Below are 12,344 nucleotides of genomic sequence, written 5' to 3'. Positions count from 1 at the left end.
TTGTCCGGGCCCCGGCGTCAGGTCATTGCCTGTCCGTTCGAGGCCCGGAAGACGTGGAGTTTTCTTGGATCGAGAACGATCGAGGCCTGCTGACCGGGCCGCAGGCCCGCAGCCGCCGCTTCCGGCAGCACCAGCCGAAGCGTCTCACCGCGGGTCTGCATCGAGATCACGGTGACGTCGCCCAACGGCTCCAGCATGGCGATGCTCGCCGCCACGCCGCCTTCGCCACCCGTCGCGAGGCGGATGTCGTTCGGCCGGATACCCACCACGGCCGCTTCCCCCGCCTCGGCGGTGCTCAGCTTGCGCGTGAATGGCAGAGGGCCGATCGCGGACTCGATGGCGGTGCCGTCGCGGGCCAGCGTGCCCTTGATCAGATTCATGGCGGGTGAGCCGATCTTGCCGGCCACATACAGGTCGCGCGGCGCTTCATAGAGCTCGTCCGGCGTCCCGGTCTGCACCACGCCGCCGTCCCGCAGCACGGCGATCTCCTCGCCCATCGACAGCGCCTCGAGCTCGTCGGGCGTCGCATAGACGATCGTGAGGCCGAACTGGCGGTGCAGCCGCTTGAGCTCGGCGCGCATCTCGTGCCGGAGCTTGGCGTCCAGGTTGGTCAAGGGTTCGTCCAGCAGCAGGATCCGGGGGCGCCGGATCAGGGACCGGCCGAGCGCGACCCGCTGCTGCTCGCCGCCCGAGAGCGTGCCGGGCTTGCGGTCGAGCTTCGCGTCGAGCCGAAGCATCGCCGCCGTCTCCCGGACGCGGCGGCCGATCTCCTCGCGTCCCACCCCGGCTTCGACCAGCGGATAGGCCAGATTCCCATGGACGGTGAGATGTGGGTAGAGCGCGAAGGACTGGAACACCATCGACACGCCGCGCCCCGCGATCGGCTCGTGCGTCCAATCCCGGCCGAAGATCTCGACGCGGCCCCGGTCCGGCGCGACGAGGCCGGCGATCATGCGCAGCGTCGTCGTCTTGCCGACCGAGCTGGGCCCGAACAGCACGAAGAAGCGGCCTTCCGCGACGCTGAACGACAGGTTGTGCAGGGCTCTGACGCGGCCATAGGACTTGCTGACATTCGTCAGGCTCAGCGCACAGGCGTCGACCTGTCCCATCCCTATCCCCCCTTTTGCCGCCAGCGTATCACGGATTGGTTCGCCGCCGATGGCCCCCATCCGGCTGCAGGGATCCGCGTCGAGCCGTGCGCCTTCCGGGCGGCCCGATGCCTCTCTCCCTTCGGCGAGCTCGAACACGGCCGGCATCAGTCGAACGCGGGCAGCAGGCGGTCGCGCGACCGCTCGATATGCGTGCGCATCGCCCGCTCGGCCTCGTCCGGGTCCTGCCGGGAGAAGGCGGCCAGGATCGCCGCGTGCTCGTCGAGCGCCTCCTCGGTCACCCGCGAATGGAACATCAGGCGGAAGATGTGAAAGTGCGTGTGCTGGTGCGCCAGCGTCTCGCGAATGAGCTCGTTGCCGGCGACGGCGAGGATCTTGTCGTGGAACACCGCGTCCTCGCGCGCGAACTGGGAGTAACGGGCCCGTGCGTCCGGACCGTCCGGGCGCGACATCACCCCCGCCGCCGCCATCAGCGCCTGCAGATCCTCATCCGTCATCGCCGCCGCGGCCTTACGCGCGGCGTCGGGCTCGAGCAGCAGGCGGAGCTGGTACAGCTCTGAGAAGCGCCGGCGCGAGATCTGGGGCGCGGCGCTGTAGCCGACGAGGTGCGTCTTGGCCACCAGGCCCTCGCCCTCCAGGCGGCCGAGCGCCTCGCGGATCGGCGTCTGCGACACGTTCAATTCGCGCACCAGGCCGTCGACCGTGATGCGGGCGCCGGGAGGGATCTTCAGCGCCATCAGCTGGGCAAAGATCGCGTCGTAGACCTCCTCCGCGAGACTGGCGCCCCGGTGAATCACCGTTGCGCCTTCGCCCGATTCGGAGGTGATGAGTGGTTTCTGGCTGCGCACTGCTTTGTCCCTTGACAATACAGGAGAGCTAGCACGATCCTCCGCTGCATTCAATACGATATCCTATACGATTCGATATGGGATATCGTGAGCCGATCTTCCTGCTTCATCAACCGATGGAGTCGATCGTGACATCCTTCTCGGCGATCCGGCTGCCCAGAGAGATCCTGTTCGGCAAAGGCCAGCGCGAAGCTCTGCCCGCGGTCGCCGGCCGCCTCGGGCGGCGCGCGCTGGTGTGCACCGACGAGCGCCTCGCCACATCATCCGATTTCGAGCGGATGCTGGACGGCCTGCGCACGGCCGGCCTTGCCGTCTACGTCCATGGCCGTGTGCTGCCGGACGTGCCGCGCGACAGCGCCGCCGACTGCGCCGAGGAGGCGCGCGGCTTCGCGCCCGACCTCGTCATCGGCATCGGCGGCGGCAGCTGCCTCGACATGGCGAAATGCGCCGCGCTGCTGCTCACCCATGGCGGCCGGCTGCCGGATTATTACGGCGAGTTCAAGGTGCGGGGACCGGTGCTGCCGGTCATCGCCGTTCCGACCACCGCGGGAACCGGCTCGGAAGCGACGCCCGTCGCCGTGATCTCCGATCCGGACCGCATGCTGAAGGTCGGCATCTCGAGCCCGTATCTCATCCCCGCCGCGGCCATCTGCGACCCCGACCTCACCCTCTCATGCCCGCCGGCCCTGACCGCGGTCGCCGGTGCCGATGCGCTCACCCACGCCATCGAGGCGTTCACCGCGGCCCGGCGTCCGCCTTCGGCGGAGCTCGCACAGAAGCACGTCTTCATCGGCAAGAGCGCGCTGACCGACCATTTCGCGCTCCTCGCCATCCGGTTGCTGGGGCGCAGTCTCGAACGCGCCTGGCGCGACGGGGCGGACCAGGATGCGAGGGCGGAGGTGATGATGGCGGCGCTGGCCGCGGGCTGCGCCTTCGGCACGGCGGGCACGGCGGCGGCGCACGCCATCCAGTATCCCGTCGGCGCCCTGACCCACACGCCCCACGGCCTCGGCGTCGCGACCGCCCTGCCCTATGTCATGCGCTTCAACCGCGCCGCGGCGCTGGACGAGATGGCGGAGATCGCCGTCGCGCTCGGGGTCGATGGCGGGCACACCACGCGCGCGGCGCTGGCCGACGCCGCCATCGACGAGGTGACGCGGCTGCTGAGCGCCATCGGCATCACACCGACGCTCGCCGGCCTCGGCCTGCCTGCCGACAAGCTGGACTGGACCGCCGAGCAGGCGGTCGGCATCGAGCGCCTGATCAAGAACAATCCGCGCCCGATCGGGCTCGCCGAAATGCGCCGCCTGGTCGACGCCGCCTATCGCGGCGATCTGGACGCGGCGGCATCCGCCCCTGTCCTCGAATAAGGGATTCCGCCCATGACCGTTGCGACGCCGCTCTCGGCCGCGCCCCCCTCCTCCGCATCGGGCCTCGATCCGGCGGGCTGCGCCCGCGGCCTCTACATCGGCGGAGAATGGCTGTGGCCGGCGGGGCGCAAGCCGATTCCCGTCATCGATCCGTCGACCGAACAGCTCCTGGCCGAAGTGCCGGACGCCTCGGTCGAGGATGCGGCGGCGGCGGTCGAGGCAGCCGCGCGGGCGGCCGGGGCCTGGCGCTCGACACCACCGCGCCGGCGGTCGGAGATCCTGCGCCGCTGCTTCGAGCTGATGACGGAGCGCGCCGAGGATCTCGCGCGGCTGATCGCGCTGGAGAACGGCAAGGCCCTGCGCGATGCGCGGGGCGAGGTCGCCTATGCCGCCGACTTCTTCCGCTGGAACGCGGAAGAGGCCGTGCGCATCGGCGGCGACTTCATGCTTTCTCCCACCGGGGCGAACCACATCGTCGTCGATTACGAGCCGATCGGCATCTGCGTGCTGGTCACGCCCTGGAACTTCCCGGCGGCGATGGCCACCCGCAAGATCGCGCCGGCGCTGGCCGCCGGCTGTACCGTGGTGCTGAAGCCGGCGAGCGAGACGCCGCTGACCGCCTATGCACTCGCCGCTCTGTGCACGGAGGCCGGCGTCCCGCCGGGCGTCGTCAATGTGCTGACCACCTCCGCGCCCGGTCCGGTGACGGCGGCGATGCTGGCGGATCCCCGGGTGCGGAAGCTGTCGTTCACCGGCTCGACCCAGATCGGCCGGGTTCTGCTCGCCGAGGCAGCGAAGCATGTGGTGAGCTGCTCGATGGAGCTCGGCGGCAACGCGCCCCTCATCGTCTTCGACGACGCCGATCTGGACCTGGCGATCGAAGGGGCGATGCTGGCCAAGATGCGCAATGGCGGCGAGGCCTGCACCGCCGCCAACCGGCTCTATGTGCAGGCCGGCCTCTATGATCGGTTCGCGGCGGAGCTCGCGGCGCGCATGGCGGCGCTGAAGGTCGGCCCCGGCATCGACCCGGCCACCGAATGCGGCCCGATGATCAACCCGGCCGCCGTAGGCAAGATCGAGCGGCTGATGGAGGACGCCCTGTCGCGCGGCGCCCGGCTGCTCTGCGGCGGCCGGCGGCCGAACGGGCCTGGCTACTTCTATCCGCCGACCGTGCTGGAGGGGGTCCCCGCCGATGCCGCCATGGCGGGGGAGGAGATCTTCGGGCCGGTCGCCGCGCTCAGCCGCTTCGAGACGGAGGACGAGGCCGTCGCCCTCGCCAATGCGACCGAATACGGCCTGGCCGCCTATGTGTTCACCCGCGATCTGGCGCGCGGGCTGAGGGTCTGCCGGCGCATCGAGACCGGCATGGTCGGGCTCAACCGCGGACTGGTCTCCGATCCGGCGGCGCCGTTCGGCGGCACCAAGCAGAGCGGGCTCGGACGGGAGGGCGGCGCCCAAGGCGTACTGGAGTTCCTCGAGGCCAAGTACATCGCGACACGGCTTTGATCGCGTCGTCTCACGGGTATAGTGAGGTCGAGTGATCCGTTCGATATCGGCCGATGGTCTGCCAATGTGCTGAGCGGACTCCAAATCTTGTTCCCGCCGCCGCAACACCCTTCGAAAGCCGGACGCTGGAGGAGCAGGTCATGACGAGTTTGAACGGCACGGTTTCGGTCGTGACCGGGGCAGGCCGCGGGATCGGACGCGAGATCGCGTTGCACCAGGCACGGGCCGGCGCCCGGGTCGCGGTCCTGGCGCGCACGGCACGCGAAATCGAGGAGACACGAGCGATGATCGCCGGCGAGGGCGGGACGGCGATCGCGCTGCCGCTCGACCTCGTCGACCGCCTGGCGGTCGAGCGCGCCTTCGACCGGATCGCCGGGGAGTTCGGGCCGGTCGACACACTCGTCAACAACCACGGCTCGTTCCGGGCCTTCGGCCCGATCTGGGAGTGCGATCCCGAGGCCTGGTGGAGCGACGTCGAGATCAACCTGCGCGGCACCTTCCACACCAGCCGGGTCGCGGCGCCGCGGATGCTGGCGCGCGGACGGGGACGGATCGTCAACCTGGTGGGCGGCGGGACCGGGACGAGCTTTCCGCACGGCTCCGGCTATGCCGCCAGCAAAGCCGCGGTCATGCGCCTCACCGAATGCCTCAACGACACGACGAAGGCCGGCGGCGTCCTGGCCTTCGCCGTCGATCCCGGCCTCGTCCGGACGGCGATGACCGAATTGCAGCTCACCTCCGAAGCCGGCAAGACCCACCTGCCCGGCATCAAGCAGCTGTTTGACGACGGGGTGGACATCCCACCGACACGGGCAGCCTTGCTGATCGCCGATATCGCCGGGGGCCGGTTCGACCCGCTCGCCGGACGCATGCTGCGCGGCGCTGACGACCGCGACGCACTCGAGCGCGAGATGCGAGCCATCGCAGCGAAGGACGGCCGTGCCCTGCGCTTGACCGGGCTCGACCACACGAGTCTGTGAGCGAGCGGCAGTCCGCGGCAAGGGGCATGACTTCCGCAGGATCCCGACCGGGAAAGGGTCATCAATGTGGTAGCCGGCAAGGTCGGGCAACGGGTCGACCGGAGCAGCCAGATCCCGGGCTCCGGCGATTCCGCCTTCATTCTGGCCGACATGGTGCATGCGTCGCTTAATGTGGGGGGATACGGGCACGCGGATCTTTGCCATCCTTGGTCCCTGCGTCGGCCCCATTGGCAATGAGCGCGTCGATGTCGCGGCCGAGGCGCCCTGAAGGATCGAGACGATGACCGGGCAAACCGGCAGTCGAAAAGAAGCCTGCACGACTTCAGATCTGGGAGGATCCGATGACCAACAATTTTCCCAAGCTGCACAACGCCGCCTGGCCGGGCATCGTCGGCAAGGGCGGCGATTCCGAGCCGATCATTCCGCTCGACACGCTTCTGCGCCTGACCGCCGACGCCGAGGTCGACGGCGTCAAGTTCGACGGCATCGACCTCTTCATCACCGATCCGCATGTCTCGATCGACAGCGACGCGGATGCGGTCAAGCGGATGGCCGACCATATCGCCGGCTATGGGCTGAAGGTGGGCTCCTTCGTTGCGCCGATCTGGGGTGGTGCCGGTGGCGGATCGGCCATGGGCTCGGCCGACGACCGCAAGCGCTTCGTCGAACAGGTCAGGAAGGCCTGCGTCATCGGCCAGCAGATGCGCGAGCTCGGCATCCGCCCCACCGGCGGAATCCGGATCGACTCCTCCGCCGGCGTCGAGGCCTGGCGCCAGGATCCGGAGGGCAATACCCGGTTGATCGCCCGGACCTTCTCGGAAGCGGCCGACATTGCCGAAGATCATGGCGAATTCCTCGTCGCCGAGGGCGAGATCTGCTGGGGCGGCATGCATTCCTGGCGCGAAATGGTGAAGCTGCTCGAGCTTGTCGATCGCCCGGGCGTGGTCGGCTATCAGGCCGACATGGCGCATTCGATGCTCTACACGCTCGGCTATAACGCCGAGCAGGACCGCATCCTGCCCGGGAAATTCGACTGGTCCGATCAGGCGACGCTCGACGCCGCCTACCGGAAGGTCGCCGATGCGCTCCGGCCCTGGACGATGGATTTCCACGTCGCGCAGAATGACGGCACCGTCTTCGGCTCGGGCGACCATGAGAAGACCGGCCGCCACTGCCAGGTCACGGACCCGAACGGGAGGCTCGATATCCCCAAGCATGCCGGGTACTGGCTGCGCGACCGCGACGGACATCTGACCAGGCGGATGCGCCATATCTGCTGGGACGGCTGCATGTTCCCGAATTCGGTGATGGAGGACCAGAAGACCTGGAACGCCGTGCTCGGCGCCATGATCAAGGTGCGCGACGCTCATGGCTGGCGCGAAGACTGAAGCGGGGGGAAACAACGATGGCCAGGACACTCAATGTCGGCATGGTCGGCTATGGCTTCATGGCACGGGCCCATTCCAATGCCTGGGGCAAGGTCTCGCAGTTCTTCGACACCGGCTATCGGCCGGTCCTGAAGGCCGTCGCGGCCCGCAATGGCGAGAAGGCCAAGACCTTCGCGCAGATGTGGGGCTATGAGGGCGTCGAGAGCGACTGGCGCAAGCTGATCGAGCGTAAGGATATCGATGTGATCGATATCTGCACGCCCAACGACAGCCACGCCGAGATCGCGATCGCGGCGGCCAAGGCCGGCAAGATGGTCACCTGCGAGAAGCCGCTCGCCCGCAGCGCCGCCGAAGGCCTGCCGATGGTGCAGGCGGTCGAGAAGGCCGGCGTGCTGAACATGGTCTGGTACAATTATCGCCGCGTGCCGGCGGTGAGCCTGATCAAGCAGATCGTCGACCAGGGCACTCTCGGCAAGATCTATCACTACCGCGCGAAATTCCTGCAGGACTGGACGATCTCACCCGACGTGCCGCAAGGCGGCGCCGGGACATGGCGGCTCGATGTCGACGCGGCCGGCTCCGGCGTGACCGGCGACCTGCTCGCGCACTGCATCGACACGGCACTCTGGATCAACGGCTCGATCAAGAGCCTGACCGCCATGACCGAGACCTTCGTCAAGCAGCGCAAGCATGCGCTGACCGGCAAGGTGCAGAAGGTCGGCATCGACGATGCCGCGGCGGTGCTCGCCCATTTCTCGAACGGCTCGCTCGGCACCTTCGAATCCACCCGCTATGCGCGCGGCCACAAGGCGGCCTATACGCTCGAAATCAACGGCGAGAAGGGCTCCTTCGCCTGGGACCTGCACGACCTCAACCGTCTCGCCTGGTTCGATCATCGCACACCCGGCACGCTCCGCGGCTGGACCTCCATCCTGGTCACGGACGGCGAACACCCCTATCTCGGCAAATGGTGGGTGCCGGGGCTCACCATCGGCTATGAGCATTCCTTCGTGCACCAGGTCGCCGATTTCCTGCAGGGCCTTGCCGATGGCAGGCCGGCCGCGCCGACCTTCCGCGACGCGCTGGAGACGACGGTCGTCTGCGACGCGATCATTGCTTCGGGCAGGACCGGCAAATGGGTCGATGTCGAGACGCCCAGACCAGCCAAGGCGCGGAAGGCCAAGCTGACAAAGCCCGCCGCCGCCTCCACGAGGCTTTGAGCAAGCGGAGGCTGCCGCGTCAGCCGATCTCGACCAGGGCCTTGACGAGCCCGCTCTTCTGGGTCGCCCAGTGCGGGAGGTCGGCGAGCGCGCCGGCGAGGCTGGTGCGGTGTGTGAGGAGATGCCGCAGCGGGACGCGGCCATCCTCGATTGCGGCGACAACCCGCTCGAAATCCGTCCGCAGGGCATTGCGGCTGCCGAGAACGGTCATCTCCCGCTTGTGGAATTCGGGATCCGAGAAGGCAATGGTCCCGGTCACCACGCTGACGAGCACGAGCGTGCCGCCATGGGCGACATGGCCGAAGGCGCTCTCCATCGAAGCAAGGCTGCCCGTCGCGTCGAACACGACGTCGAAGCCATCTCCGGCGGTCGCGTCGCGAACCAGTTCCGCCGAGCGGCTGCCGGCCCTGATGCTGTGTCTCGCGACGCGGCTCTCCAGCGCGAAGGCGAGACGGTCGGCCTCGCGGTCCATGATCGTGACATCACCCCCCGACAGATCGGCGAAAAGCGCCGTGCCGAGCCCGATCGGCCCCGCGCCGATCACCAGAGTGCGGGCGCCGGGCCCAAGGCCGGAACGGGCAACCGCGTGCGCACCGATCGCCAGGAACTCTATGCTCGCCGCCTGATCGAGCGTCAGGCTGCCCGCCGGGTACAGATTGCGCTCGGGCACGGAGATCTTCTCGCACATGCCGCCGTCGCGATGCACGCCCAGCACGGCGATCCGTACGCAGCAATTGGGCTTGCCGGCACGGCAGGCGATGCAGGCGCCGCAGGAGACGTACGGGTTGACGATGACCGTGTCGCCCGGCTTCAAGGCGCTGCCCCCCGGGGCTTCCAGCACCTCGCCGGACAGCTCGTGTCCCATGATCCGGGGGTATTGGAGGTACGGATGGGAACCTTCGTAGATATGGAAATCCGTGCCGCAGATCCCCATGCGCCGGACCCGGACCAGCACCTCGCCTTCGCCCCGCTCGGGTTCAGGCCGGTCTTCGAGCGCCAACTCACCGGGCGCGCGGCATACCACTGCCCGCATGGCTTAGTCCGTTCTTCGATAGGGTGCATCGGCGGATTTGGGCTCAGGCTCCGGCCTGCCGCCGCTTCTGCAGGTTGTCGAGATAGACCACGAGCGCGATCAGAAGGCCTTCCAGCACCATCTCCCAGAACGGGTCGACGCCGAGCAGGACGGCCGCGTTGCTCATCGTGGTGAAGAGGACGGCGCCGACCACCGTCCCGAGCACGGTGCCCCGGCCGCCGAACAGGCTGGCGCCGCCGACCACCGCCGCGGCGATCGCCTGCAGCTCGTAGGCATTGGCCATGGACGGCGACGCGATGCTGAGGCGCGAGACCAGGAGGATGCCGGCCAGGGCCGCGAGGCCCGAGCTCAGCACATAGGCGGTCACCGTGATGCGGAAGACGTTGATGCCCTGCCGGCGCGCTGCCTCGGCATTCGAGCCCATCGCGTACATGTACCGCCCGGTCCGGGTGAAGCGGAGCAGGTAGTGGACCGCGATCCCGACCGCCACCATCGCCCAGAACAGGTTGGGAAGACCGGTGGTGCCGCGGGCGAACTCCTTCACCTCGGACGGCAGGCCGCCGATGGTGACGCCGCCGGCCAGCAGCAGCGCCAGGCCGCGATAGACCTGCAAGCCGGCCAGCGTCACGATGAAGGGAGGGATGCCAAGGCGGCCGATCGCGGCGGCGTTGACCATCCCGACCCCCGCGCCCGCCGCGAGGGTCAGCACGGCGGCGGGCACGAGGCCGAGGCCGTGTCCGCACATCTGGGCGAAGGCCACGCCGCAGAACGCCACCACCGATCCCACCGACAGGTCGATGCCGGCGAGAACGATCGTGCACATGACGCCGATCGCGACGATCGCGACGATCGGCGTCTGCCGCATCAGGTTGCTGATATTGCCTTCGGTCAGGAAATTGGGGGTCGTGAGCGACAGCACGACCCACAGCGCGACCGTGAAGGCGATGACATAGGTCTCGATCGGCAGGCGCCGCAGCAGCGCCTGAAAGGATCTGCCCGAACTGCCGCTTCGAAGGCGCGATCCAGGGCGGATTTGCGGGAGGGGCTGATCCGTCATCGGACCTCCGTGATGAAGGCGGGCGGGGACTGCTGCGGCAATCCAGCCGCCCGCGGCAGATCAGTTGCCCAGGAACAAGCCGAGCTTTCGCTTCGAAACGTCGAGCAGGCCGGCCAGCTTCGGGTCGTCCATGGTCGCCTTCGTCACCGTGCCGACGCCGGTATCGACGTCCTTCGGCAGGCGCACGCCATGCGCGGCGGCGTAGCCGTACCAGACCCCGGCGAAGCCCATCATGTACGGATCCTGGACGATCAGGGCGTAGATCGAGCCGTCCTTCAGATGCTCCAGCTCTCCGGCGTCGGAGTCGAAGGCGACCAGGCAGAGCTTCGATCCGAGCTTCTGCTCGGCGACCGCAGAGCCGGCGCCAGTGCCCATCTGCGCGTTGTCCGCGAAGAGGCCGACGAGATCCGGATCCTTCGTCAGCATGTCGGCGGTCAGGGTCATGCCTTCCGCTTCCTCGTTGTTGCCGACCCGGTTGCCGACCAGCTTGATGTCGGGATAGGCCTTCAGGCCCTCGACGAAGCCCCGGTCCCGTGAATCCAGTGACTCATGGCCGGCCATGGCGGTCAGATAGCCGACCTTCCCCGCCGCCTTCCCGGTCCGCTCCTTGATGCACGCCGCCACGGCCTCGGCCGCGGCCTTGCCGCCAGCCTCGTTGTTGGTGGTGAGGAAGGAGGCGTATTTGTCCGTCTTCGCCCCGGAGTCGATCACGATGACGGGAATTCCGGCGTCGGTCACCGCGGCGATCGGATCCCCCAGGGCCTCGAAGATGGTCGGCGAGATCACGATGGCGGCGGGCTTCGATCCCGCTGCGTTCTCGAGCACCGCGATCTGGCCCGCGGCGTCGTCCTTCGGCGTGCCCAGCTTGTCGACCTTGACGCCGAGCTGCCGGCCGGCTTCCTCGGCTCCCTTGAACACCCACTGCCAGTATTCCGAGGTGGTCGCCTTCACGATCACCGCGACCGTGTCCTCGGCACTCGCCGGCGCCACGCCCGCGAGGGCAAAGATCGCCGCCGAAGCAGCCAGCAATGTCTTGCGCATCATGGTTCCTCCCCGTGTCGTGCAGCGCTCAGGCTGCCTTCTTCGATTCGCTGTAGCCGGTCATGTATTTGATCAGGGTCTCCTGATCCGTCTCCGCCGCCGGCGTGACGTGGACCACCCGGCCGCGGAACATCACGGCGATGCGGTCCGCGACCTTCAGGATTTCGACCAGGTTGTGGCCGATATAGATGACGCCGACGCCATGGGCGGCGAGGTCGCGGGTATGATGGATCACGCGCTCGCGCTCCATGACGGCGAGCGCCGCGGTGGGTTCGTCGAGCAGCACCACCTTGGCCTTCCAGTAGATCGCCCGCGCGATCGCGACGGCCTGCCGCTGCCCGCCTGAAAGCCGCGCCACGGTGCGGGCCTCGGCCGGAATCTCGCTGCGGATGCGCTGCAGCAGACCCGCGGTCTCGCGTCGGATCGTCCGCTCGTCCACGAAGGGCAGAAACCCGAACAGGCGCCGGACGGGCTCCCGGCCGAGAAAGATGTTGGCGCCGATCGAGAGGTCGTCGGCGAGCGCCAGATCCTGATAGACGGTCTCGATGCCCCGTTCCCGCGCCTCGCGCGGCGAGGACAGGTCGAGCGGCGCGCCGGCCAGCAGGATCCGGCCGGCATCGGGCCGATAGACCCCGGAGATGTGCTTGATCAGGGTCGACTTGCCGGCGCCGTTGTCGCCCACCACGGCCAGGACTTCACCGGCGTCGAGGTGCAGGTCGACGCCGCGCAGTGCCTCGACAGGCCCAAAGCTCTTGCGCAGCCCGGCGACTTCGAGGATCGGGCTCACGCGCT

Annotated in this window: 11 protein-coding genes; 5 read left to right on the top strand and 6 right to left on the bottom strand. The window is 68.5% G+C overall.

Going from position 1 to position 12,344, the window contains the following annotated elements; genetic code table 11:
• Positions 1-17: 17 nt before the first annotated feature.
• Both AAHM41_RS04435 and AAHM41_RS04430 read right to left on the bottom strand, forming a co-directional pair.
• Positions 18-1,247, bottom strand: coding sequence for an ABC transporter ATP-binding protein (locus tag AAHM41_RS04435; RefSeq protein ID WP_342235305.1), 1,230 nt, complete (start codon positions 1,245-1,247; stop codon positions 18-20).
• Positions 1,248-1,255: 8 nt separating this feature from the next.
• Positions 1,256-1,957 carry a GntR family transcriptional regulator gene (locus tag AAHM41_RS04430; protein ID WP_342235304.1) on the bottom strand — a complete coding sequence of 234 codons (702 nt, stop codon included), beginning with the start codon at positions 1,955-1,957 and terminating at the stop codon, positions 1,256-1,258.
• Positions 1,958-2,085: 128 nt separating this feature from the next.
• Here AAHM41_RS04430 and AAHM41_RS04425 point away from each other — a divergent pair, with 128 nt between their 5' ends.
• The 5 genes from AAHM41_RS04425 (at position 2,086) to AAHM41_RS04405 (ending at position 8,421) form a co-directional block, all read left to right on the top strand.
• A complete protein-coding gene (locus tag AAHM41_RS04425; protein WP_342235303.1) occupies positions 2,086-3,327 on the top strand; it encodes an iron-containing alcohol dehydrogenase in 1,242 nt (413 codons plus the stop codon).
• Positions 3,328-3,339: 12 nt separating this feature from the next.
• Entirely contained in the window at positions 3,340-4,833 is a 1,494-nt protein-coding gene (locus AAHM41_RS04420; RefSeq protein WP_342235302.1) for an NAD-dependent succinate-semialdehyde dehydrogenase, read from the top strand.
• A 140-nt stretch (positions 4,834-4,973) separates the two neighbouring features.
• Complete coding sequence (locus AAHM41_RS04415; protein ID WP_342235301.1) at positions 4,974-5,813, top strand: SDR family NAD(P)-dependent oxidoreductase; 840 nt, start codon at positions 4,974-4,976, stop codon at positions 5,811-5,813.
• Positions 5,814-6,154: 341 nt separating this feature from the next.
• The gene (locus tag AAHM41_RS04410) at positions 6,155-7,201 is read left to right on the top strand and encodes a sugar phosphate isomerase/epimerase family protein (RefSeq protein ID WP_342235300.1); all 1,047 of its coding nucleotides are present in this window, start codon (positions 6,155-6,157) and stop codon (positions 7,199-7,201) included.
• Positions 7,202-7,218: 17 nt separating this feature from the next.
• Positions 7,219-8,421, top strand: a complete 1,203-nt coding sequence (locus tag AAHM41_RS04405) for a Gfo/Idh/MocA family protein (protein WP_342235299.1) — start codon at positions 7,219-7,221, stop codon at positions 8,419-8,421.
• Between the two features lie 19 nt (positions 8,422-8,440).
• Here AAHM41_RS04405 and AAHM41_RS04400 read toward each other — a convergent pair whose 3' ends face one another.
• Genes AAHM41_RS04400 through AAHM41_RS04385 form a run of 4 tightly spaced genes read right to left on the bottom strand, consistent with a single transcriptional unit; the run spans position 8,441 to position 12,339 of the window.
• The gene (locus AAHM41_RS04400; protein ID WP_342235298.1) at positions 8,441-9,454 is read right to left on the bottom strand and encodes a zinc-binding alcohol dehydrogenase family protein; all 1,014 of its coding nucleotides are present in this window, start codon (positions 9,452-9,454) and stop codon (positions 8,441-8,443) included.
• A gap of 43 nt (positions 9,455-9,497) precedes the next feature.
• Positions 9,498-10,511, bottom strand: coding sequence for an ABC transporter permease (locus AAHM41_RS04395; RefSeq protein ID WP_342235297.1), 1,014 nt, complete (start codon positions 10,509-10,511; stop codon positions 9,498-9,500).
• A 60-nt stretch (positions 10,512-10,571) separates the two neighbouring features.
• On the bottom strand, positions 10,572-11,555 hold the full coding sequence (locus AAHM41_RS04390) for a substrate-binding domain-containing protein (protein WP_342235296.1): 984 nt from the start codon (positions 11,553-11,555) through the stop codon (positions 10,572-10,574).
• A gap of 25 nt (positions 11,556-11,580) precedes the next feature.
• Positions 11,581-12,339 (bottom strand): ATP-binding cassette domain-containing protein, encoded by a 759-nt coding sequence (locus tag AAHM41_RS04385; RefSeq protein ID WP_342235295.1) that lies wholly within the window; start codon positions 12,337-12,339, stop codon positions 11,581-11,583.
• Positions 12,340-12,344 lie beyond the last annotated feature (5 nt).

This window comes from Inquilinus sp. OTU3971 (assembly GCF_038440215.1).
The sequence above is the reverse complement of the archived record's forward strand: the minus strand, read 5'-3'. Positions and strand labels throughout refer to the sequence as shown.

What these genes read in the sequence shown, in the direction of transcription:
- AAHM41_RS04410 (WP_342235300.1), top strand. Translation starts at nt 6,155, where the DNA reads ATGACCAACAATTTTCCCAAGCTGCACAACGCCGCCTGGCCGGGCATC.
- AAHM41_RS04420 (WP_342235302.1), top strand. Translation starts at nt 3,340, where the DNA reads ATGACCGTTGCGACGCCGCTCTCGGCCGCGCCCCCCTCCTCCGCATCG.
- AAHM41_RS04400 (WP_342235298.1), bottom strand. Translation starts at nt 9,454, where the DNA reads ATGCGGGCAGTGGTATGCCGCGCGCCCGGTGAGTTGGCGCTCGAAGAC.
- AAHM41_RS04405 (WP_342235299.1), top strand. Translation starts at nt 7,219, where the DNA reads ATGGCCAGGACACTCAATGTCGGCATGGTCGGCTATGGCTTCATGGCA.
- AAHM41_RS04390 (WP_342235296.1), bottom strand. Translation starts at nt 11,555, where the DNA reads ATGATGCGCAAGACATTGCTGGCTGCTTCGGCGGCGATCTTTGCCCTC.
- AAHM41_RS04415 (WP_342235301.1), top strand. Translation starts at nt 4,974, where the DNA reads ATGACGAGTTTGAACGGCACGGTTTCGGTCGTGACCGGGGCAGGCCGC.
- AAHM41_RS04395 (WP_342235297.1), bottom strand. Translation starts at nt 10,511, where the DNA reads ATGACGGATCAGCCCCTCCCGCAAATCCGCCCTGGATCGCGCCTTCGA.